The following is a 23636-nucleotide window of genomic DNA, read 5'->3' as shown; positions in this document are numbered from 1 at the left end:
TGAGGGGGGCTACTGCTACAGGTACTTTGTGTTGTTATGAGAAGCGTCGCCCGAGTCGCAGGCAGCCGAAGGTAGTGTAGCAGCTTCGGTCACATTGGGCAGGCCTGGTAGGCCAATGTCAAGCGGCTTTATTTCAGCTGGTTATAGCGTAATAGGGCTTCCAGGTAGTAATAGTCGGCGTAGGTGAGGGGTGCATCCACCTCGGTTTTGGCCGGTTTGTGGGCCACGCAGTGCTTGATAAGGAAGTTATTGTTCTCACCCACGGCGGCCCGGTAGGTGGGGCTGCTTAGGCTCACTAGCATCTGCTCAGCCGCTTTGCGGTAGCGCTTGGCATCGGCGGCGGGGCAGTACTGCTGCAGCTCCAGCAGCGCCGAGGCCACAATGGCCGCCGCAGAAGCATCGCGCTCTTCCTGCGGAATGTTGGGGGCGTTGAAATCCCAGTACGGAATCTTATCGGCGGGCAGGTTGGGATGGTTAAGGAAGAAGTCGGCGGTTTTGCGGGCCTGCTCCTGGTAACGCGCCAGCTTGGTGTCGCGGAACATGGTGGTGTACCCGTAGATAGCCCAGGCCTGACCCCGCGCCCACGCTGAGTTATCGGCGGCACCCTGGGCGGTTTTCTTCGCCAGTACCTGGCCATGCTCATCGTAGCACACTACGTGGTAGGTGCTGCCATCGGGCCGGAAGTGGTTACGCAGGGTGTTGTCGGCATGCGTGATGCTGAGGCGGCGCAGGGTAGAGTCGCCGGTAGTGCGGGCGGCCCAGCATAGCAGCTCCAGGTTCATCATGTTATCAATGATGACCGGGTACTTGTAGCCCTGAAAGTTATTCCACGACTTAATCAGGCCCACTTCGGGGTTAAATCGCGTAGCCAATGACTTGGCGCCGGTAAGCAATACGGGCTTGTAAGCGGGGTTTTGGGTGAGGCGCAGGCCATTTCCGAAGGGGCAATACAACATAAAGCCCAGGTCGTGGGTGCCGGTGTTGGTCTGCTCCTGGGCCATGGCCATCGTCCAGCGGTCGGCGGCCTGTTGCCATTGAGGCTGCTTCGTATACTCAAACATGTACCACAGTGTGCCGCCAAAAAAGCCGCTGGTCCACCACTCCGAAGGCGTATCCTTGAGGGAGCCGTCGGGCTTGCTGGAGTAAGGAAACTTCGTGACGTCGGGGTGAGTCTGGAGCAGCCGCGTGAGCTGCTGCCCCGCCCGGTCAAACTCCTGCTTGACATTAATCTTACGTTGCTGCGCGTGCGCACTCAGGGCTATGGATAGGGCAAGGCAGAGCGCTGCCAACAGACGCGGAACGGAAACGGGACGGAGCATAGGCGACAAGCTACGGCAAATTTGCTACGGTTGGAAAGTCAGTTGTTGGGCGCTTAGCCCGTCTAAGTCAATAACTGCCTAATCATCTGCCGGTACGCTGGATTCTCCGTCATGCCGTTGTGGCCTACGCCGGGCAGGGTGATAAACTGATCCTGCGGTTTTAGGAGCGCCTTTAGTTTCAGAGTGGTGTGGTAGTCGATTACCTCATCCTGGTCGCCGTGGAAGATGACGATGGGCGCCTTCACGCGGGGTAGCACTTGGTCGGTGGCCAAGGGGTAGCGCACCACTAGTTCCGGCACCCAGGGATAGTGCTGCCGGGCTGTGGCGCGCATACTGGCATAAGGCGCTTGCAGTACCAGTAGCTTGGGCTGATGATGCGCCGCCAGCCACGCCGCTAGGCCAGTCCCTAGTGAGTAACCCAGTAACACCACACGCTCTTCAGGGTACTCTTTCAGCAGTTGCCCGTATGCCGTATCCGCATCGGCGAGGAGCTGTTGCTGGTTGCTGATGCGGCCCTCGCTTTTGCCGTAGCCCCGGTAATCGAGCAGGAATACATCGTAGCTGAGGCGGGTATAGGTGGTAGCCACGTCGCCCCAGCTATCCAGCGCCCCGCCATTGCCATGCAGGTAGAAGACGAGGCCCCGAGATGAATCAGCGGGGAAAAGCAAGCCGTGCAGTTTGGTGCCGTCGGCGGTTGTAATCCACCGCTCTTCAAACCGGCCAGGGAAGCGGAAATGGTAGTCTTTGGCCAGCTTATTCGGGAAGAACAACAGCCGCTCCTGCTGGAAATAGAGCAGCAGGCAAACGGCCACATATAGGGCGGCCCCCAGGCCTAGTATCCATAAGAGAGCTTTCATCGCGCCCCAAGAATACGAGGTTTAAGGTGGATTGGTATTGTGAGAGCTTTCTCTGGTTTTATAGATGAGCAGTTCAAGGTAGTTACAACTTACTACAGCACGTCATCCTGACGCAGGAAGTATCTTCTCACGCATGAACAAGTGGCCTCGTGCCGTAAGAAGGTACTTCGCATACTCAGGATGACGTGCAAGCTGTTAGGTTACCATTGTAGTATCAGCACGCGGGGGCCGCGAGGTGCCGCGCCTCTACATCGTTTTTAGGGCTTACGCTCCAGAACTTCATCGATGAGGCCGTACTCTTTGGCTTCGTCGGCGCGTAGCCAGTAGTCGCGGTCGGAGTCGTCGTGAATTTGCTGCGGGGTCTTGCCGGTGCGCTCGGCGTAAATGCCGTAGAGCTCCTGGCGCAGCTTCACCACCTCACGCGCCGTAATTTCAATATCCGCCGATGGGCCCTGCACCCCACCGCTGGGCTGGTGAATCATGACGCGCGCATGGGGCAGCGCCGAGCGTTTGCCCAGCGCCCCACCGCACAGCAGAAACGCGCCCATGCTGGCGGCCAGGCCAGTGCAAATGGTGGCCACGTCGGGGTTTACGTACTGCATGGTGTCGTACATACCCAGCCCCGCGTATACTGAGCCGCCGGGCGAGTTGATGTACAGCAGAATGTCCTTGCGGTTGTCTACTGACTCCAGGAAGAGCAATTGGGCGTTGATGATGTTGGCAATATTATCATCCACGGCCTGCCCCAGGAAAATAATGCGGTCCATGATCAGGCGCGAAAACACGTCGATTTCTGCGAAGCGCGTAGGCCTCTCCTCAATCACGGAGCGGGTCATGCCCGTCACGTTAGGGTAGGCGGCACCCTCTAGCTGGTGGAGGTAACGGTCAACGGTGAGGCCATTCAGGCCGCGGCCGTGCACCGCGAACTTTCGGAATTCGGGAGTCATCAACATAGCTTAGAACTTAGAAGTGAGCTCTTAAAAATGAGGGTATGGAGAGGCCTGGGCACCCCAAGCAGGAGCACCCAAAGCTGGTAGAATCAGAAGGGAGAGTTAGCGGTGAGCGGGCCGCAGAGGCCACCGCAGAGCCTGGTGTAGGCGCGCTACAGCCTGGCGCAGCCAGGTGCGCCGGGGGCGGTAAAGCTGGACGTGAATCTCCTCCAGCTCCTGCCGAAGCTGTTGGCGTCCTGCTAGAAGAAGGCCATGATACAGGTGTTGTTGCAGCTCTACATCGGCGGCCAACTCCGGGTCAAGTTGTAGCTGGGCTTGCCACAGCGCCGTTTCAGCGGGGGTGGGGTGGCCTAGCAGATGATACTCCAGGCGCTCTAGATGTTCGAGTTCCGGACGCATAGCCTAGTGAGCTGAAGTGAAGGCCACGGCCTGGCGCACGGCTTTCCGCAGCCGCTCCAGGCACTTGAACTTCTGCACCGTAGCCGAGCGGACGCTGCCGTAATCATTCTCCGCCGCAATCTGCTCCAGAGGTTGCTGGAAGTAGTAGAACGAGAGCAGAATGCGCTGGCACTTTTCGCTCAGCTTGGCCACGTACTCCAGCACCGCCAGAGCCGGCGTGGGCTCGGTAACAGGAGCCACCGCAGTATCAGGAAGCTGCGCGTGCGCCTCATCAAGCTCTGAGAGGGGCAGGCGGCGGCGGCGACTGAGTTCCTGCTGCCACAGGTGGCGGCACACGCCTACGAGGTACGTGCTGGGTGAGCAGGTCAGGACCAGGTGGCCGTTTACCGTTTTCTCATAAAACACCACCAACGCATCCTGAAAGACATCTTTGGCATCTTGGGTAGTGCCGCCACGCTCCACCACATGGCGGCGCACCATCGGGAAGGTCCGCTGGTAGAGGCGGGTGAGGGTACTGGTGCGGTTGGCCAGCAGCTCATCCCGCAGGGAGGCAGTGGCTATCGGTGCGGACAGAAGTGAGGCGGATGCAGTCATAGGAGGTGCTATTCTGCGTATTAATCAGCGTTTCTCCCAACTATCACCTTGGCTCGCAAAAAGAAATAGGCTAGCCTACCCCCCAATCGTGCTCATCGACTCGAAACTGAGCTGGTGCAAGGGCCGCTGCTGCTCCGCCTCAAAGCCATTAGCAGCGCGGTTGCGGAAGGCGGAAGTGAGAGCCAGCGCTATTTCTTGATCAGAGGAACCACCGCGGAGTAGCGCCCGAATATCCAGCACGCCTTGGTCGTAAAGGCAGGTTTTGAGCCCCCCCTCAGCCGTAAGGCGGATGCGGTTGCAGGTGCCGCAGAAGGTGCGCGAGTAAGCCGCAATAATGCCCACCCGCCCCTGATGGCCGGCTATAGTGTAGTGAGAGGCCGTATCACCGGGGCGAGAAACCACGGGTAGGAGTGTGCCCAGGTTGAGCTCCAGGTGTTCCCGAATGCGCACGTGGTTCCAGGGCAGCGTGGCGGCGTGGCTGCCCCCGTTGAAGGGCATTTCCTCTATAAAGCGCACATCAACGGGCAAGTCGCGGGTGAGCTCTGCCAGGGGTAGTATGTCCTGGGTGTTCTGGCCATCCATCACTACGGCGTTAATCTTCACCCGAATGCCAGCCGCCAGCAGGGCGTAGAACGTCTCCATCACCCGCGGCAGCTCATCGCGGCGCGTAATGCTGGCGAAGCGGGCCCGGTCCATGGTATCGAGGCTCAGGTTTACCGCTTTCACGCCCATGCGGGCCAGCTCCGGTACGTGAGGAGCTGTAAGCACACCGTTGGTGGTCATGGTTAGCTCCTCAATACCCGGAATTTCAGATAAGCGGCTCATGAAGGGTACCAGGTCGCGGCGCACGAAAGGCTCTCCACCGGTCAGGCGCACTTTGCGCACGCCCAGGCCCGCCATAATGGCTACCAGGCGCTCCATTTCCTCGTAGGTCAGCAGCTCATGCTTGGGCATGTACTTGATGCCTTCTTCGGGCATGCAGTAGAAGCAGCGCAGGTTGCAGCGGTCCGTGACGGCCAGGCGCAGGTATTCCAGCGGGCGGCCATGATTATCAAACAAAACGGACGGTACAGGAGCAGACATAGGTTGCGAATTACGCAGAAGGGGCGCAGATACCTCAGAATAAACGATTATTAAAGAATAATCGTCGCACTAAAACCGGGAATCTGCGTACTTGGGCCTGTACGCAAATTTGGGGCAGGAAGATGTTCCGAAGCTGCGGGGCGTGCCTGGTAACAACCAACCCGGTGCAGTAGTTTACCTTTCACGCCCGCTGCCGTGTAATATCCGGCTAATCGGCGTTAAAACAGCGTAACCTAAGAGTATATGAACCTGAAAATTGCTTTGTTCGGCATTGCCCGAGAAATCGTAGGCCAGCCGACGCTGGAACTGGCAGCTCCCGAAGGCCAGTCGGTGCAGGAGCTGCTGGCGCGTTTGCAGCAGGAGTACCCGGCCCTGAACCGCCTCTCCAGCCTGGCCGTAGCCGTTAATAACGAGTACGCCGCCGAAGATGCTCCCTTGCATGAGCGCGACGAAATTGCCCTCATCCCGCCCGTAAGCGGTGGCTAGGTTGGGCAATAAGCCAGTAAGAATAAGTAATGAACAGGGGCAAGGCTACTTACCCCGCTGGTTCTTTGCTTATCACTTCATCACCTTATTACCTCGTTCCCTCTCTTGATTACCATCGACCTAACCGCTCAGCCCATTGACGTACACGCCGCTCTGCAAACCGTGGAGGACGATGGCGCCGGCGCTATCAACACGTTCATTGGCACGGTGCGCAACAAAAGCACCGGCCGCCCGTGGTGCGCCTGGAGTACGAGGCCTACGACAGCATGGCCCTGCACCAATTGCGCAAAGTAGCCGAGCAAGCGCAGCAGCAGTGGCCTATGCTGCGGAAAGTAACCGTCATCCACCGCAAAGGCACCCTCAACATCGGCGACGTAGCCGTTATCGTGGCCGTATCTACGCCCCACCGCGCCGAGAGCTTCGCCGCTTGCCAGTACATCATCGACACCTTAAAGCAAGTGGTAACCATCTGGAAGAAGGAGTTTTATGAAGATGGCGACGTGTGGGTAGCCGCCCATCCGTAACCCCACCCCTCCGGCTCCTTGCAAATGCTTGATGTGCATTACCCCCGGGAGAGGGGGAGCCAAACGACCGAAAGCAAACGAGCCGCCCCAAACAGCAGCGGCTCGTTTGCTTGTATACATATGAGCTAAGCAGTTAATTGTCAGGCTGCCCCTTTCCCCGAGGAGATGAGGTCAAGGGGGAGGCCAAATCCCGCTTAGCCTCCTCAAACTCCTCCGGGGTATTCACGTTGCGCAGCTCCTGGGGTGCGGGCGTGGCGAGCAGCTCAATGTCGGAGTTGATGAGGGACTTACGGGGGCAGGAGTAGCCGAGGCTGAGGAAGCGCAGGAGCGTGCCGTAGCTGCTGGGCTCCCAAATGGTAATGAGGGGCTCCGGCCACTCATTTTCGGGGCTCTGAAAGGCGGTGGCCATGCGGGCGGGCTGGCGCTGTGTTACCAGGTGGCCCAGCGTAGTCTGAGAGAGAAAGGGCAGGTCACAGGCCACTACCAGCCAGGCCGCGTTGGGGTCAAGGCGGAAGGCGGAGAGAATGCCGCTCAAAGGGCCAAGGTCGGAGAAGGTATCGGGCAGGGGGCGCAGGCCGGCAATTTCCAGTTCCACTACCTGGTCGGGGCGGCAGGACACGTGCACGTCCTGGCAGAACTCGGCCAGCAGCTCGGCGGCGCGGGCACGCTGCTCCTGCCCGGCGTGGTAGGTGAGCTTGCCTTTATCTCGGCCCATGCGCTGGCTGCGGCCACCGGCCAGCACCAGGCCCCGCAGGGGGGGGGCTGCCGCGTGCCATTCCTGCAGAATGAGGTGGGCAATGGCTTGGGCGTCGTGCAGCGGGAGCACTGGTACCTCACTAGCACTCAGGTGAGCCCGCAGGTAGGCCGGTATTTCTGTTACGCCTTCGGGCAGGAGCAGGGCGCGCACGTTGGTGAGGCGGTCCAGCTTTTTCTCCACCGGCTTGGTGGGGTCCAGAATTACAAGCTGCTGCTGGGCCCGAAAGTGGTTGCCATTCACCAGCACCAGGCTCTGGTGCTGCAGCCACTCCTGCTGACTGAACTTATCCAACCCACGCTTCACATCCAGCCGTGCAAACGTGATTTTGTCGGTCAGCTCCGCCGCGGCGCCGGCCTGCAGAATAGCATCCTGGCCGCCACTGCCGCCCTGGGCCGCGTCGTCGCCGGCGGCATGGTCGGCGTCGACGTAGGTCACGCGCAACTCAGGCGAGAGCAGGGGCAGAAGGCGAGCCGCCAAGTCCTTTATTTTGCCACAGGGTGCTCCCAGAATGGCCAGCTCCTGGCGGCCGAACTCGCCCAGGTTAGGGCGAGCAAGCTGGGCATGCTTGGTGCGTGGGGCTGCTCCGGTGGAAGCTTGGTTATCCGACATGATGAAAATCTTGCTTGCCGCCGGTTTTCTCCAGCAGGCGCGTTTCCTGAATGACAATGTTGTGGGACAGGGCTTTGCACATGTCGTAGATGGTGAGGGCCGCCACTGAAGCACCGGTCAGCGCTTCCATTTCCACGCCGGTTTTACCCGTTACGGTAGCAGTGCACTCAATTACCACGGCATCGGGGCCATCTAAGTCAACGCGCACCTGACAGTCGTCTAGGCCGAGGGGGTGGCACAGCGGAATCAGCTCCGAGGTGCGCTTAGCGCCCATAATGCCGGCCAGAATAGCCGTCTGGAACACGGGGCCTTTGCGGGTGGGCAGGTCGCCTTCGCGGACCAACGCCACAATCTCGGCGCCGAGGACAACGCGGCTGCGGGCACGGGCCACACGGCGGGTAGGAACTTTGGCGCCCACATCAACCATGGCCGGTTGGCCGGCGGCGTTGAGGTGAGTTAATTTAGGAGAATCAGACATGGTAGCGGTAAAGACGCAACTTTGCGTTTGGGCGTTGCGAACGTAGAACAAACCGGCTAGGCCAGTACTTTGCTTTCGCAACCGCTAAGATTGTCATTCTGAGTGAGGCGAGGAATTTGAGTTAACTCCTAGGCCACTCCTCCGCCACTCTCAGAACAGCAGCTTCCGCAACACTACACTGCCCGGCTGCGTCTCTATACCGTCCTTTCCCCTGCCATGCTCTCCGTCGAAGAAGCCACCCGCTTAGTTGCTGCTACCATCCGTCCGTTGCCGCCCGAGTACCTTTCTCTACCCCTAGCCCTTGGGCGGGTGCTGCGGGAGCCGCTGTATGCCGACCGGGATTTTCCGCCTTTCAACCGTGTGGCCATGGACGGCATTGCCCTCCGCTACGCCGCGCTGGCTGAAGGCCAAACAGAGTTTCTGATTGAGCATACCCAGTTTGCCGGCCAGCCCCCTAGGCCACTCCAGAACCCGTACGCCGCCGTAGAAATCATGACCGGCGCCTCCCTGCCCGCCGGAGCCGACACCGTTATCCGCTACGAAGACCTACTCATTCGCACTGATGAAGCCGGGCGCCGCCTAGCTCAGGTGCAAGTGGGTGCCCCACGCGCCGGCCACAATGTGCACGCCCAAGCCGCCGACCGCCGCCAGGGCGACCTGCTGCTCCCCGCTGGCACCGTGCTGGGCCCCGCCGAGCTGGCCGTAGGGGCTACCGTGGGCGCCGCCACCGTGGCCGTTACGCGCCGGCCCCGGGTGGCCGTGGTTAGCACCGGCGACGAGCTGGTGCCCATTACCCAGCAGCCTGAGCCCCACCAGATACGGCGCTCCAATGGCCTGATGCTGCAAGCCGCCGCCCAACAAGCCGGTGCCGAAACTGCGGGCTTCCACTTCAACGATGACCCCGCCGCCCTGCGCCAAGGCCTGCCTGCCTTACTAGCCGACTACGATGCCGTGTTGCTTAGCGGGGGCGTGTCAAAGGGCAAGGCCGATTTTCTGCCCGAAATACTGCGGGAGCTGGGCGTGGAGCAACTATTTCATGAGGTGCAGCAGCGCCCCGGCAAGCCCTTCTGGTTTGGGCAGCAACCCGGCGGGGCCGTGGTATTTGCGCTGCCCGGCAATCCGGTTTCTACCTTCGTGAACTTCTACCGCTACGCCCGCCCCTGGCTGCTGGCCGTGCAGCAACCCATAGCAGCTGATACCACCGGCCTGGGCGGCCCGGTACCGGCGGTGCTGGCCCAGGAGGTACAGTTCAAGCCCAGGCTCACACATTTCCTGCTCGTGAGCCTGGAGCATGCCCCCGACGGCCGTCTGCTAGCCTACCCCGAGCGGGCTGGTGGCTCCGGCGACCAGGCCAGCCTGCTGCCCAGCCAGGCATTTCTGGAGCTACCGCCTGAGCAGGAGTTGTTCCCGGTGGGTACTGTGCTGCCGGCGTGGCGGTTTCGGTAAGCAGGGCAAAGCGGTAAGCGTGCTCAGGTAATTATTCAGCAGCTATAGTCTGCGGCGCAGCCAACGCTAAACGCATATGGCTGATAACTTCCCGCAAATGCTGGGTAATGGTAGTTACCAGCGCCGTCAGAGCCTCGTGCTGGAACTCGCCCTGCCACTGGTCGAGCTCGGTAACGGCCGGAAGCAGGTGAGTCACGTGCAAGTGGGCCAGGCTGGGCTTAAGGGTGTGCGCCGCGCTTTTTAGCCGGGCCACGTTACCTTCCTGAAGCCCTGTTGCCAGTTCCTGCAAACCCTCTTCGCTGCTTTCCACAAAAGTTTCCAGCATAAAATTCACGAAGGTCAGGTCGCCCTGGCCCACTTTCAGAAGCTCATCAGTCCGGTATAGCTCTGATGTGGGAGTGGCAGGGGTAGGAAACTGTGAAGCAGGCGTTGTTGACCCGGCCTGCGGCAATACCCACTCGCTAACCACCCGCAGCAGCTCAGCCTCCTGAAAAGGCTTGGCCAGATAGCCGTTCATACCCGCCGCCAGGCATTTTTCTCGCTCTCCTTTAATGGCATTAGCCGTTAGGGCAATGATGGGCGTGGTGAGCTGCAACTGCTGGCGGAGCGCGGTAGTGGCCCCATACCCATCCAGAATGGGCATCTGAATATCCATCAGAATCAGGTCAAAAGACTGCTCCTGCGCCAGGGCCAGGGCCTCAGCGCCATGCACGGCCTCAGTTACCTGCACGTGCGCCTGCTGCAGGAAAGTTTTGGCAATCTGGCGGTTGAAGCGGTTGTCTTCTACCAGCAGCACGTGTTTGTGGCGCAGGTGCTGCCGTAGGGGGCTGTCTTCGGGTAACAGTGCCTGAGGCAGTAGGTCATTGGCCGTGCCAACGGGCAGGCGCAGCGTAAAGCGGGTGACCGTGCCGCGGTGCTTTTCGCTTTCCAGCTGCACATCGCCGCCCATTAGCTTTACCAGGTTGCGGCAAATGGGCAGGCCTAGGCCCGTACCGCCAAACTTACGGGTCACGGAGGCGTCTTCCTGGCTGAACTCCTGGAAGATATGAGCCAGAAACTCGGGCTCAATCCCTATGCCGGTGTCACTGACCTCAAATTGCACATCTACGGTGCCGCTGGGTGCGTCGGCAGCTACTACCTCACACGAAACTGCCACGTGACCCTTTTCCGTGAATTTGATGGCATTACCAGCCAAATTGAGCAGCACCTGAGTAATGCGGTAAGGGTCGCCGAGGAGTACCGCCGGCAGGCCCTGCCCCACTTGCGTGCGCAGGCACAGACCTTTTTCGGCGGCTTTATACTGCAGAGTCTGCTCTACCTGAGCCAGCAGATGGGCGGGTGAGAAGCCTACCTGCTCCAGCACCATTTTACCTGCCTCCAGCTTAGAAAGATCCAGGATGTCGTTGATGATGACCAGCAGGTTGTCGGCGGAGGTGGTGATGGCCTGCTGGTAGCTGCTTTGGGTGGGCGTAAGCGGAGTTTTAGCCAGTAGCTGACTCATGCCCAGAATAGCGTTCATGGGCGTCCGAATCTCGTGGCTCATGTTAGCCAGGAAAAGCTCCCGGGCCCGCACCGCCGACTCTGCTGCCAGCTTGGCGTGGCGCAGGGCCCGCTCCGTGGCTACGCGCTCCGTCACATCAAGGCCATAGCCCAAAATCATGTGCAGGGAGCCATCGGGGTGAAACACGGGTTGCAGGCACCGGTACATGTACCGGTCACCATCAGGCCGCAGAAACGTTTCGTCGTACGTTACTAGGCCTCGTTGCTGAACTGCCTGCTCAAACTGCGCATGGCGCTCGTGCGCCATGGAAACCGGGCGATTAGTACGGGAGAAGTAGGCGTAGTTGTCTTTGCCAATCACCCATTTGCGCAGCTCCGGGTCTTTAATACCGCTGGCATTTACAAACAGGTACCGGAATTTGTGGTCGAACACCCCCACATCACACGGGAGATGGTCCAGCACATATTCGTAAAAGGCCCGTTGTTCAGCAAGCTGGTTTTCTACGCGGCGGCGCTCCGTAATGTCCTCGCCCAGGCCTACCATCATGTGCAAGGTGCCATCGGGGGCAAACACCGGCAGAAAATACCGCCGCACATACTGCGTACCATCGGCCGTTTCCTGCATTTCTTCCCACGTAATCGGCGCGCGGGTTTGCAGCGCCTGCTCAAAGCAGCGGTGGCGTTCCTGGGCCAGTTCCAGGGGGCGCTGGAAATGAGCGCAATACTCAAAGTCGGTATGGCCAATTACCCACGCCCGCGTGGTGGCATTCAGAATGCCATTGACATTTACGAAGCGGTAGCGGTGCTCCGCGTCGAAGACGGCCACCTCCACGGGAAGCTGTTGCAGAATGGTTTCGTAGAAATCGCGCTGAGCAGTAGTCGTCGACAGTGGCTGGAAACGCAGGAGGTGTCCCTCCTCGCCTTCACCGAGTGGTAAGTAATCCCACTCCAGAGTCTGCCCATCGGTTAGCACTGCCACTTCGCCCCGCATTGCCTGCCCTGCCGCTCGCAGCTGTTGGGCGCGCGTTACAAAAGCCGCCGAGTTTTGAAAGTGATGCTGCAACGCAACGGTGCAATCGGGTTCTGACTTTTTATCACTTGCGCAGCCAAGCCAATCTAGGCCACACTGGTTGGCGGTTATTAACTGGCCCTGCTTTGAAACTAACACGTTGCTACCAGGCAAGGCTTCCAGCAATCCGGCCAAACGAGCCTCAGTAAGCTGAACTTGCGCTTGGGCAGTGGCCAAGGCATTTTGTAGGGCTGCTATATGATTCTCCGCCCATACGCGCCATGCTTGGTCGTCGGAGGGGGCAACAGGCGGGGTGGTGAGACAGCTAGAGAGCTCAACAGCAGACATTCAGTCAAATACGCAAAGTGATAAAGAGACAAATATAACAAGTGGAGCCAATGAATATGTCTATTATTATATAACTGATTTGTGAAAATTTATAATTTTTATAATATATAAATATGACTCAATAAAGTGTGAATGGCTTAATAGTTTGTTTAATGTACCTGCAGAGCAGTACTGTATTGCTAAGCTTGTTTAGAGCATGACAAAAAATTTTACTTATTCGAGAAATAAGCTCCCGGTGGTAACGTTAAATAAATAGTATTGTTTCAGTAGAAGCGTAAAGATGAAATATTGATTTTCGAGTTCATATCAGGTCAGCATACAATTAAGAGTGGGGTATTGTTCAGCGTGTGTTAACAGGGTAAGAGAAGAGTTCTTTTGCCTGTAACCTCCGAGTTGGTTTGGGGTATCAAACTGCCGCGGCTGGGGCTTTAGGCTCTGTACAGTCGAATAAACACACAAAGAGGCCCACTCTATGGGTGGTAGAGTGGGCCTCTTGCGCAAGCTAATTATGAGGTATGCCTAGGCCAGTTCTAAAGCAAAAGGGTCCTTATTCCTGGCTTAATAGCCAGGGTTTTGCGGGAGCTTCCAACTCTGTGCATCATTCAGGGAAATAGGCAGCAGCGGGAAAGGATTCACTGACGTTTCAGTGGCGGCATGCGACAGGGCCCGGGCCCGAACGTCAGCGGGCAGAGTGTTCAGGTAGCGGCCCGTCCGGATCAGGTCCCACAGGCGCAACGACTCTTCCCCGAACTCTACCCGGCGCTCGTGCCAAATGGCGTTCAGCAGGGCTTGCCCCGCAAGGCCAGAGGCCAGGTCGGGGAGGGTGCCGGGAGGCGTGTTGGCGGGCGCGTAGGTTAGAGTGCCAACTGTAGTACCGGGCGGGCGAGTAGAGGTACGGGCACGTTGCCGCACCTGGTTTACCAGGGCTATTGCTTCGCTGTTTTTGTTGAGCTGAGCGGCTGCCTCGGCTTTCATCAGCAGCACATCAGCGTAACGCATTTTGCGGATGTTTTGCGGGCCCGATTCCGGAGCATTAGGCCGGATAATAGCAGCTTTGCGGTTTAAGTACCCCGTCTCGTTCTCGGTGCGGTCAATGGTATTCAACACGCCTAACACCACGTCGCCATCTTTGATAACGGTAGCCTCCAGGCGTGGGTCATTCGGCTCAAACTCATCCACCAGATTTTGGGTGGGGTTGTTGAAGCCGTAGCCAAATGTTTTGCGGTTGTTCTGGAAGATGTTGTTGGTAGTACCCACCGAAATAGGGCCGTACGTGTCGTTAGATGACGCAAACTGAATCTCGAAGAGTGACTCGCTGCTGTTTTCGCCTATCTCCTGATGAATAGCCGCATAGTTGGGGAGCAGGCTGTATTGGTTGGAGGTAATTACGGTGCTGGTGAGGTCATACACCTCCTGCCAGGTATGGTTGTTGCCGTTTACGGTACCCAGCTGGTACATAATGGCGCGGGCCAGGTAGGCATTGGCAGCCCCTTTGGTAGCGCGGCCTAAATCAGCGGCGGCATAAGCACTTTTCTCGGGCAGCAACGTGGCGGCTTGCTTCCAGTCTTTCTCAATGAAAGCATAGGTCTGGGCTATGCTGGCACGCGTTACGTTAGGAGCCTCAGTGGGCGTGGGCGACTTATCGAACAGCGGTACTCCACCGAATGACTTCACGAGGTTGAAGTAGAAATATCCCCGCAGAAATAAGGCCTCACCTTTCAAACGAGCCTTCAGTGCGGCGTCAATGGTGCCCGCGTCAATGTTGTTGATGACCGTGTTGGCTCGGGCAATGCCGGTGAAGCTGTGAACCCACAGCGTAGTTACGGGCGGGTTAGAAGCAGGAATGTTCCAGGTCTTTAGCTCCGTGAGGGTCGGGAAGTCGCTGGGGGAGCTGCCCTTAGCGGCATCATCCGACATCACGTCCCCGAACATCCACTCGTACGTTTGAGGCACGAACTGTCCGTTAGGGTCACCCCACTTGGGGCCCTGGTCCCAGGCGGCTACGTCGTACACTGCGTTTACGGCTTGCACCGCGTTCGTGGGGTCTTTGAATAGGTTGTCCTGCGTAGTAGTACCCAGGGGATCTTTATCCAGGAAGCTGTCGCATCCTTGTGAAAGCGCCGCCATCACCGTGAAGGCAACAAGCCGGGCTGCGTGGGAAGTTTTCATCTTGAGTGCGTAAAAGTATCGTTAAAACTGCAGGTTGAAGCCCAGGCGGTAGGTGCGGGCCTGAGGGTAATTACCGTAATCCACGCCGTAGGCCAGGGGGTTGTTGTAGAATCCTGCCGTAGAAATCTCGGGGTCGTAGCCGGTGTATTTGGTGATGGTAAACACGTTATCAACCGAGGCAAATACCCGGAACCCGTTCACGTGGAAACGCGAGCCTACCGTGGTAGGCAGCGTGTAGCCCAGTTCCATATTGCGGGCGCGCAGGTAGCTGGCATCCTCCACGTAGCGGCTGCTGAACCGGTCATTGCCGTTGGTGTCGTTGGAGGTCACGCGGGGCTGGCTGGCGTTGGGGTTGCTGGGCGTCCAGCGGTCCATCCGAGACGCGTAGAAGTTGTTCCAGGCACCCACAAAATTGCTTGACTCCAACAGCCGGAAGGCACCACCATTAACCGCTTCGGCGCCTTGCACCCCATACAGCAGCACCTTAAAGTCGAAGTTGCTGTAGGAGAGGTTAACGGAGCCACCATAGGTGAACTTGGGCGTAGCACTACCCAGGTAGGTATTATCCAGGGAGGTAATCTGACCGTCGCCGTTCACGTCGCGGTACTTCACGTCGCCGGGTTTGGCCCCGGGCTGGATGAGGGCACCAGTAGAACCTTTGTAAGCATCAACCTCGCTCTGATTGCGGAAAATACCATCGGCCTTCAGTCCGTAGAAGTACGCTATTTCGCGGCCTACGCTGGTAAGCGTAGTGTTGCCGGTTTGCACCAGCACGTTGCCACTGGCAATAGGGTTAGCCCCACCCAGATCCGTGATTTCGTTGCTGATTTTGGTGAAGTTCAGCCCCAGGTTGTATTGCAGCTTCCCGATCTGGTTGCGGTAGCCCAAGGCCAGTTCCAGGCCACGATTGCGCAGGGAGCCCACATTGGCGCTGGCTGGGGCCTGGCCTACGTAGTCGGGCACGGGCAGCAGGGCAATCATATCCTTGGTGCGCCGGATAAAGTAGTCGGCGGTGATGGTCACTTTGCTATCGAAGAACTCTCCATCAATACCGACATCCTGAGTAACTGCGGTTTCCCATTTCAGGTCGGGGTTATTGAGCTGCGTGATGGCCAGGCCAGGAGCCGCTACACCGTTAAAAGTGTAGGTCTGGTTGCCGCGGGCCACCGAAGCATAACCATAGTTGGGAGCTGCGTTTTGATTACCTACCGCCCCGTAGCTGGCCCGAAGCTTCAGCGAGGAGATGGCCGAGATGCCTTTCAGGAAATCCTCATTGGAGATGTTCCAGGCGGCGCCCACCGAAGGGAATGTGCCCGTGCGCACCGGCCCCAGAAACTTGGAGGTCTGGTCGAAGCGCAACGTACCCGTGAGTAGGTATTTATCGTGGAAGTTGTAATTGGCCCGGCCGAAGTAGGAGAGCAGGCCGCTGTCATACTGGGAACTACGGATGGCATTGCTGGAGCTGCGCGAAGCCGAGATATACTGTAGGGAGGCATCAGCGGGCACGTTATAGCCCGTCACGGAAATGCCGTTACCATAATTACGCTGCGCTTCCTGGCCTAGAGTGGCGGAGAAGGAGCTGTTGTTGCCCAGGTCCCGGGTATAGTTGGCGTAGTTCGACCATACCCACGACACCGACTCGTTACGCGTTTCAATGAGCGCGCTCTGGGCCCGCTGGTCAGTGGGGCCAAGGTAGTACTGAGGTTGGTAGTTTTTGGGGTGGCTGTTGTTGTAGTTAATGCCGAAGGTGGAACGGAAGCTCAACCCCTTTGCTAAGGTAATATCCAGGTACGCCGTGGAAAACAGTGACGTATACTGGTTCTTGTTGTACTTCTGCTCCTCTAGTGAGCGAGGCACGTTGGGCGTATTAACGAGGTCGTCGAAGTGGTAGGAGCCGTCGGAGTTGTAGGGCGAGTATAACGGGTTAGCCAGAATGGCATTCTGGATAATGGTATAGGGCACGGAGCCACCGGTACCGTCGCCCTGGCCGGTGGCATTGGAGCTGGAGAACGTACCCGAAACGCCCGCCTTAATGCGCTTGGTGAGCTGCAGATCATCATTCACGCGCACCACGTACTTCCTGAAGCCTGAGTTCTTGATAATGCCGTCTTGCTGGAAGTAGCTGCCGCTCACCAGAAAACGGTTTTGCTCAGTGCCACCTGCCGCCGAGAGACTATAGTTCTGAATCAGGCCCTTTTGCGTTATCAAGTCCTGGAAATTAGGCCCTTTATCGTTGGTGGAAATAGCGTTCTGCAGGGCCGTTCTGTAATTGGGGGGTATGGGGGCCCCCGCATTGGCATATGCCTCACTCACAAGCGTAGCGTACTGCGTAGCGTTAGTAAGGTCTAGCTTATGCCGGATTTCCTGAAAGCCGGTGTAACCGGTGGCGTTAAACTGGGTCAGGCCTGCCTTGCCGTGCTTGGTGGTGATGAGCACCACGCCATTGGCCCCGCGAGAACCATAAATGGCGGTGGCCGAAGCATCCTTCAGAATTTCAGTCGACTCGATATCGGTGGGTAGCAAAAAGCTGATGTCGCTGGTCTGCACCCCGTCTACCACATATAGTGGGTCACTGTTGTTGATGGTGCCCACACCCCGCACCCTGATGCGGGTGCCCGAGCCGGGTTGGCCACTGTTCGACGTAACCTCTACCCCGGCCACGCGGCCCTGCAGGGCTTGCACGGGGTCGGCGGTGGCCACCTGAGTAAGCTGCGCTGCGCTTACGGAAGCTACCGAGCCGGTCAGGTCGCTTTTGCGGGCCGTACCATAGCCAATTACCACAACTTCATTCAGGGCTTGCGAATCCTCGGCTAGCGTAATGCTCAGGCTACTGGTAGCACCCACAACGGGAACTTCCCGGCGCGTGAAGCCTACAAAGCTGATAACGAGTACACTGTTTTCCGGTACCTGCAGGCTAAAACTGCCATCAGAGCCGGTGCTGGTACCGATGGTAGTGTTCTTCACCACCACCGTTACGCCGGGCAGGCCATTGCCTTTGGCATCTACTACCCGACCCGAGACCGGGACATTGGCCAGCTCTGAAACGTTTGCATTGGAAACGATTGCGGAGGTTGGTTTTGGTGCCCGCAGCACAACACGGTCATTGCTCACCTCATACTGGATTTTCAGCGGCGACAGCACCTCATCTAGCACCGTGGAGAGAGGCTGGTCTTGTGCTTGCAGCGACACTTTGCGCTCAGCACCAATCAGCTGCTGGCTATATACAAAGCGAATATTAGCCTGCTTGGCAATCTGGCCCAGGGTTTCTTTAATCGTTTGAGCTTCTACCTGCAACGTGATTTTGCGCTCCAGCACCGTTTGGGCTACGGCGGGTTGCGCTACTGCGGCATCGGAAGCTGGGGCCGCAACATGAGCAACGGCAAGGCTTGCCGGGAGGCAAAGCATGGCCGCCTGAAGCGTCAGAGCCTTAGCAGTAATATGGAACGGTGGGGGGAAATGTACCAGCTTTTTCATGGGATTTGGCTGAACGGTAGTGGGGTTGTGGGATGGAATGAGGTGAGGCGAAGATCGACTCAGATGCTGTAGTGCTTTAAGAGTAAAGGGATTAAGGGTGGGGTAGTAGTGAAGGCGCGTACCCGACTGGTAATGGGGTATAGGCCAGAGCTAAGTGGGGTTGCACCCAGAGAAGCCTAGCTCTGTGGGCTTGGCTGGCAACCGGTGCTGTGTATAGTGATTTGGGCCTCCGACATGGTGTAGTAGGCGCCCAGCGACTTGCACAAGAGGCCTAGCTTCTCGAACAGAGGCTCATCGTAGAAGGCAATGCTGACGGTACAGCCCGCTAGCTTCGCTTTGTCATAGGCTATTGCCACGCCGTAGGCCTTTTCCAGGGCCGTGAGTACCTCGGCTACGGGCCGTTCCTCAAATTCAAAGGACTGGGGCACTAGTACCACCGGCTTGTCAACCAGTTCCTTCCGAAGGTGCTGCTTGGCCACGGAATACACCACCTGCTGATTAGGTAGCAGCACCACCCCGTAGGCCGCGGGCTTAACGGGCGTGGCATCCAACTGGGCATGCTCGCGGGCCTGCACTGAAACTTTGCCCTCACGTACTGCTACTGAGGCTTCTTTGCCAGCCGCGTAGGCCTTCACCCGGAAGCTGGTACCTAGTACCGTAGTAACCACCTGCTTGGTGAACACCAGAAACGGACGAGCCGGGTTCTTGCTCACTTGAAAAAAGGCTTCTCCCTCCAGGTACACCTCGCGTTTAGGGCCTGCTAGGCCAGTAGCGTAGCGCAAGCTGCTGCCGGGGTGCAGGGTAATCAGGCTGCCATCGGGGAGGCGGAAGGCTTGTTCCTGGGCAGTGGTGTTGCTGTGGCGCATCCAGCCGTTGGCGGTTGCGTTGTTGGGTTGTTGGGTGGTCTGGAGGTGCTTCAGCGCCGGGAACAACAGGCCTAGGCCCATGGCGAAGAGTAGGATGGCCGCCCACTGAAGCTGGGGGCGCTGCCAGAAGCTGGCCGGATGCTGAACTACTATAGGCGCCGGAACCTCCGGCTTCTTATTTTGCTGAATGCGCTGCCAGATGGCATCCTCTACGGCCTCCTGGTTTTGGGTGCGCAACACCTTGCCTTCGGCCTCCTCCAAACGGTTGTACCACTGCTCCACTACGAGGGCCTCTTCGGGCGTACACTGGCCGTCCAGATAGCGTTGGAGCAGAGTTTGAAATTGGGCTTCGGTCACGTTCGCAGGGGTTTTAGGCGGGCATCTATCTAACAAGTCATCTAACTTGCTCTGACCCCTAAACCCGAGGATGCTTTTTCTGAAAATTCTTTTTGGTGACTAATAAATAATCTGGTAATTGCTTGATAATCAGCTGATTGCTATTTCAATAAAAACAGTATCGGCAGCACTGCAAGCAAGAAATCCCGCAGGTAGCGCCGCAATAGTTTGAGGGATTTGGTAAGGTGATACTCCACCGTTTTCTCAGATAGATTAATATGCCCGGAGATTTCCGACACGCTATAATGCTCAAACCGGCTGAGTTGAAAAATCTCCCGCGACTTCTCGGGCAGGTCTTGCATTCCGGCCAGCAATGCTGCCGTCAGGTCATTCAAGGCCAGCGCCTCTTCGGTTTCCGTGTTCTTTTCCGAAACGCTTACCTGCATGTATAGCTGGTAGCCCGCGCGCAGCTTCTGCGTTTTGATGTAGTTGATGATGCGGTACTTGATAGCCGAAAACAGGTAGTGGTCGAGCTGCTCTACCTGTATGGTAGCCCGCCGCGTCCAGAGGTTCTCGAACAAGTCCTGCACCAACTCCTCGGCTGCTTCACGGCTTTTCAGCTTCTGGTAAGCCACTGTAAACAGGCGGAAGCTGTAGCGCTTATACATCTCCGCAAAGGCCCCTTCATCGCCCGCTCGTAGAGCGTCGAGCAGGGTGGCCTCTGAGTAAGAAGCATACATGCGGACGGAAGTAGGTTGCACGGAGTAAAAGAGGAAAATGGATATGCTTCTCCTGCGAATATACAGTTTAGGGTCAGTGAATTATCAAGTCTGAAATTCCTCACAAGCAACAAAAAGGCAAGCATTCACGGGTAATCATCAACAGATTCACCCCTACTACAGGACGGTAATTGGCTGTGTTTTTCACATAGTGTTTAATAGATTATTAGCTGGGGCAGAACTGCGGAATGCCATTTAATGAGCTATTTGTGACGGTTCTCGACTGGCCATTTGCCCCCAGCCTTAGCTAATAGCAGTAGCTGGTGGTGCATGGTGCCAGGCATTAATAGTATCGGTGCTATGTATCCTATAAAAAATACTATCTGAAACGATTGCATAGTTTATTTCTTTCTGGCAAGAGTGCAGAAGATGGTCAGCTGTTGACGGTACGCCTACTTTAGCGCCGGCCTTAATACGTCCCTTCTTGGATGGCGCGGCCTGCTGGCGGGCCTTGGGCTGTAGGCTAGTAGCGTGCTGGCCATAGTCGGGCACTGAATATTTACTTGTGTTCTACAGATGAAAAACCCACTCATCATGTTGTGGCTGGCAGCTCTTACGGGCGGCATTCCCAGCCAAAACTCTCAGCCCGGAGTTCCCACTACCGCGCAGTCTGCCCCAGTTCCCGTCGCCGATCTGCCCTTCCGCAACCCCGACCTGCCCATCGACCAGCGGGTAGATGACCTGGTGGGCCGCCTGACCTTGCCGGAAAAAGTGTCGCAGATGCTTAACGCTTCAGCCCCGATAGACCGGCTGGAGATACCCGCCTACAACTGGTGGAATGAGGCTCTGCACGGCGTGGCCCGCACCAGCATGAAAACCACGGTGTTTCCGCAGGCTATAGGCCTGGCTGCCACCTTCGATGAGGACGCTATGCTGCGGATGGCCACCATCACCTCCGATGAAGCCCGGGCGGTGCACCAAGAGTACGTGCGGCGCGGGGAGCGGGGAATTTATCAGGGCCTCACCTTCTGGACGCCCAACATCAACATCTTTCGTGACCCGCGCTGGGGCCGGGGCCAGGAAACCTACGGGGAAGACCCCTACCTGACGGGCCAGCTAGGCTCAGCGTTGGTACGAGGGTTCCAGGGCGACGACCCTAAGTATCTTAAGATTACGGCCTGCGCCAAGCACTTTGCCGTGCACAGCGGCCCAGAGCAGTTGCGCCATGAGTTCAACGCCCAAATCAGCGACTACGACCTCTGGGATACCTACCTGCCCGCCTTCCGCGACCTGGTAGTGGATGCCAAAGTGGCCGGCGTGATGTGTGCCTACAATGCCTACGCCGGGCAGCCCTGCTGTGGTAGCGACAAGCTCATGAACGAAATCCTCTACGACAAGTGGAAGTTCAAGGGCTACGTTACCTCCGACTGCGACGGCCTCAACGACTTCTGGCAGCACCATAAAACCGACCCCGATGCAGCTACTGCTGCCGCTAACGCCGTGCTGCACGGCACCGATATTGAGTGCGCCACCGGCAAGCTCTTCACCTACAACTCTCTGCTGGAAGCGGTGCAGAAAGGCTTGATTACGGAAAAGCAGCTCGATGTATCGGTGAAGCGGCTGTATAAGATTCGCTTTCAGTTGGGCATGTTTGACCCCGTGGAGCGCGTGAAGTATGCCCAGATTCCGATGAGCGTAGTGGAAAGCGCCCCGCACCAGGCCCACGCCCTCAAAATGGCACAGGAGTCGATGGTACTGCTTAAGAATGAGAATAACACCCTGCCGTTGCGCAAAGGCTTGAAGAAGATTGCTGTGCTTGGCCCCAACGCCGACAACGAAAGTGTGCAGCTGGGCAACTACAATGGCTTTCCCACCCGCAACGTGACGCCCCTCATGGGCATCCGGGAGAAAGTAGGGCCCAATACCCAGGTCACGTACATTCAGGGCGTTGACTACGCCAGCAACATCGTGTATGAAACCTTCGACCTCAACAAGGACCTGGCCTACGAGGGTAAGCCGGGCTTCCGGGCCGAGTACTTCAAAGGCACTAACCTGGAGGGCAAGCCCGTGGCTACGGTGCAGGAACCTGGCCTAGACCGCTACCTGGCCAACACCAAGCTGGAGATTGTACCGGGTCTGCCCTCGGAAAACGTATCGGCGCGCTACCTGAGCACGTTCACCCCCGAGAAGTCGGAGGAGATGGCCTTCCAGGTTACCGGCGACGATGGCTACCGCCTGTTCATCAACAACCAGCTGGTACTAGATAACTGGAAGGGCCGGGGCGTGTCTACCATGCAGCACATCATGAAGGTGGAAGCCGGCAAGAAGCTGGCCATCAAGATTGAGTATTTCCAAGCCGTGAGCCGCACCATTCTGAAGTTCACCGGGGCCCGCGTGGTGCCCATGAACGCCCAGAACATCCTAGGCCAGGTGAAAGACGCCGACGCCATTGTGTTTGTGGGCGGCATCTCGCCGCGGCTGGAAGGCGAGGAGATGAAAGTGAACGTGGAAGGCTTCAGCGGCGGTGACCGAACCAGCATTGCCCTCCCTAAAGTGCAGACCGAGCTAATGCAGGTGCTGCACTCCACGGGTAAGCCGGTGGTGTTTGTAATGATGACTGGCAGCGCCATCGGGTGCCAGTGGGAGGCAGCCAACCTGCCGGCCATTGTGAACAGCTGGTACGGCGGGCAGGCCGCTGGTACGGCCATTGCCGATGTGCTCTTTGGCGACTATAACCCCGCCGGCCGCCTGCCCGTGACGTTTTATAAGTCGGAGAGCCAGCTGCCACCCTTCGATAACTACGACATGGCCGGCCGCACTTACCGCTACTTCAAGGATACCCCGCTCTATCCCTTCGGCCACGGCCTGAGCTACTCCACCTTCAAGTACAGTAACCTGAAGGCGCCTTCCAAAGCCAAAACCGGTCAGCCCGTGCAGGTGAGCGTGGAGGTGCAGAACACCAGCCAGCGCCCCGGCGACGAGGTAGTGCAGCTCTACGTGCGCCACCCCGATGCTAAAGGCCGCGTGGCCCTGCACGCTCTGGAAGGCTTCCGGCGCGTGCCACTGCAGGCCGGGGAGAAAAAGACGGTGAAGTTCACGCTTACTCCCCGTCAACTGTCGCAGTTGAATGCCCAGGCCCAGCGCGCGGAAGAGGCAGGTATGGTGCAGTTGTTTGCCGGCGGCGGCCAGCCGCTCCCCGAGGCCGTAGCCAAGGGCAACGTGCTGAAGACTGACGTAAAGCTCCAGGGCAAACGCACCGTGATTGAGTAAGCTATAACCGATAGTAAACGGCTAGGCCTACTGCTCCCACCTTCATCAGCCATGGTGTAGGTGAGGGAGCAGTAGGCCTAGCTACTTTGTGCCCATTCTGCTATGGCGTAATAGAGGTACATAGCTTGGTAATAAGACTCAAGTAACAGCTTTCCTTATAGGGAGTAAGAACAATCAATTCCAGGGCAGCCACCAATAGTGTAACAGGAGCTTAAAGCTGATCTGGCAGTCCGACTGTATACTGTATTATGATTCAAAGGCCCATAAACTGCCAGAGGGAAGTATGGAGCGTTTCCTTATTTTGTTCAAGTCGCGATTATTTAAGGACAAAAATATGCCAGGATACTTGGATTATTTAATTAAATATTTACATTTATGCATCTATTTATTCCTATTAGCCCATACTTTTTTTTACATCTATGCTTAAGGGTGTTTGCTCATGC

General features: G+C 57.6%; 16 protein-coding genes and 1 pseudogene. 4 read left to right on the top strand and 13 right to left on the bottom strand.

What is annotated here, in order from left to right; translation table 11 throughout:
* Positions 1-128: 128 nt before the first annotated feature.
* From HMJ29_RS06430 to moaA, 6 genes are all read right to left on the bottom strand, one after another.
* Positions 129-1319, bottom strand: coding sequence for a glycoside hydrolase family 88 protein (locus HMJ29_RS06430; protein ID WP_171590702.1), 1191 nt, complete (start codon positions 1317-1319; stop codon positions 129-131).
* Between the two features lie 62 nt (positions 1320-1381).
* On the bottom strand, positions 1382-2176 hold the full coding sequence (locus HMJ29_RS06425; RefSeq protein ID WP_171590701.1) for an alpha/beta hydrolase: 795 nt from the start codon (positions 2174-2176) through the stop codon (positions 1382-1384).
* A gap of 257 nt (positions 2177-2433) precedes the next feature.
* A complete protein-coding gene (locus HMJ29_RS06420; RefSeq protein WP_171590700.1) occupies positions 2434-3129 on the bottom strand; it encodes a ClpP family protease in 696 nt (231 codons plus the stop codon).
* 99 nt (positions 3130-3228) lie between these two features.
* Positions 3229-3525 carry a hypothetical protein gene (locus tag HMJ29_RS06415; protein WP_171590699.1) on the bottom strand — a complete coding sequence of 99 codons (297 nt, stop codon included), beginning with the start codon at positions 3523-3525 and terminating at the stop codon, positions 3229-3231.
* Between the two features lie 3 nt (positions 3526-3528).
* Positions 3529-4119, bottom strand: a complete 591-nt coding sequence (locus HMJ29_RS06410; RefSeq protein ID WP_171590698.1) for an RNA polymerase sigma factor — start codon at positions 4117-4119, stop codon at positions 3529-3531.
* 75 nt (positions 4120-4194) lie between these two features.
* Positions 4195-5202, bottom strand: a complete 1008-nt coding sequence (gene moaA, locus HMJ29_RS06405) for a GTP 3',8-cyclase MoaA (protein ID WP_171590697.1) — start codon at positions 5200-5202, stop codon at positions 4195-4197.
* Between the two features lie 243 nt (positions 5203-5445).
* Between moaA and moaD the strand changes: the two genes are divergently transcribed.
* Both moaD and HMJ29_RS06395 read left to right on the top strand, forming a co-directional pair.
* Complete coding sequence (gene moaD / locus HMJ29_RS06400) at positions 5446-5688, top strand: molybdopterin converting factor subunit 1 (protein ID WP_171590696.1); 243 nt, start codon at positions 5446-5448, stop codon at positions 5686-5688.
* Positions 5689-5850: 162 nt separating this feature from the next.
* Positions 5851-6212 (top strand): annotated as a pseudogene (locus tag HMJ29_RS06395) (molybdenum cofactor biosynthesis protein MoaE).
* Between the two features lie 133 nt (positions 6213-6345).
* Here the strand turns inward: HMJ29_RS06395 and HMJ29_RS06390 are convergent.
* Both HMJ29_RS06390 and moaC read right to left on the bottom strand, forming a co-directional pair.
* The gene (locus tag HMJ29_RS06390; RefSeq protein ID WP_171590695.1) at positions 6346-7578 is read right to left on the bottom strand and encodes an NTP transferase domain-containing protein; all 1233 of its coding nucleotides are present in this window, start codon (positions 7576-7578) and stop codon (positions 6346-6348) included.
* Positions 7568-8056, bottom strand: a complete 489-nt coding sequence (gene moaC / locus HMJ29_RS06385) for a cyclic pyranopterin monophosphate synthase MoaC (RefSeq protein ID WP_171590694.1) — start codon at positions 8054-8056, stop codon at positions 7568-7570. Before moaC ends, HMJ29_RS06390 begins: the two co-directional genes overlap by 11 nt.
* 216 nt (positions 8057-8272) lie before the next feature.
* Between moaC and HMJ29_RS06380 the strand changes: the two genes are divergently transcribed.
* Positions 8273-9502, top strand: a complete 1230-nt coding sequence (locus tag HMJ29_RS06380) for a molybdopterin molybdotransferase MoeA (protein WP_171590693.1) — start codon at positions 8273-8275, stop codon at positions 9500-9502.
* A 31-nt stretch (positions 9503-9533) separates the two neighbouring features.
* On the opposite strand, the gene HMJ29_RS06375 is transcribed toward HMJ29_RS06380, so the two are convergent.
* The 5 genes from HMJ29_RS06375 to HMJ29_RS06355 all read right to left on the bottom strand — a co-directional run bounded on the left by HMJ29_RS06375 (position 9534) and on the right by HMJ29_RS06355 (position 19944).
* Positions 9534-12359 carry a hybrid sensor histidine kinase/response regulator gene (locus tag HMJ29_RS06375; RefSeq protein WP_171590692.1) on the bottom strand — a complete coding sequence of 942 codons (2826 nt, stop codon included), beginning with the start codon at positions 12357-12359 and terminating at the stop codon, positions 9534-9536.
* A gap of 558 nt (positions 12360-12917) precedes the next feature.
* Positions 12918-14528, bottom strand: coding sequence for a RagB/SusD family nutrient uptake outer membrane protein (locus HMJ29_RS06370; RefSeq protein ID WP_171590691.1), 1611 nt, complete (start codon positions 14526-14528; stop codon positions 12918-12920).
* 21 nt (positions 14529-14549) lie between these two features.
* Positions 14550-18002 carry a TonB-dependent receptor gene (locus HMJ29_RS06365; RefSeq protein ID WP_171590690.1) on the bottom strand — a complete coding sequence of 1151 codons (3453 nt, stop codon included), beginning with the start codon at positions 18000-18002 and terminating at the stop codon, positions 14550-14552.
* Between the two features lie 176 nt (positions 18003-18178).
* Positions 18179-19225 (bottom strand): FecR family protein, encoded by a 1047-nt coding sequence (locus tag HMJ29_RS06360; RefSeq protein ID WP_171590689.1) that lies wholly within the window; start codon positions 19223-19225, stop codon positions 18179-18181.
* A 140-nt stretch (positions 19226-19365) separates the two neighbouring features.
* The gene (locus tag HMJ29_RS06355) at positions 19366-19944 is read right to left on the bottom strand and encodes an RNA polymerase sigma factor (protein WP_171590688.1); all 579 of its coding nucleotides are present in this window, start codon (positions 19942-19944) and stop codon (positions 19366-19368) included.
* Positions 19945-20499: 555 nt separating this feature from the next.
* Here HMJ29_RS06355 and HMJ29_RS06350 point away from each other — a divergent pair.
* Positions 20500-23193, top strand: a complete 2694-nt coding sequence (locus tag HMJ29_RS06350) for a glycoside hydrolase family 3 C-terminal domain-containing protein (protein ID WP_171590687.1) — start codon at positions 20500-20502, stop codon at positions 23191-23193.
* Positions 23194-23636 lie beyond the last annotated feature (443 nt).

Source organism: Hymenobacter taeanensis (assembly GCF_013137895.1).
Taxonomy (GTDB): Bacteria; Bacteroidota; Bacteroidia; order Cytophagales; family Hymenobacteraceae; genus Hymenobacter; species Hymenobacter taeanensis.
This window is presented reverse-complemented; position numbering and strand designations above follow the sequence as displayed.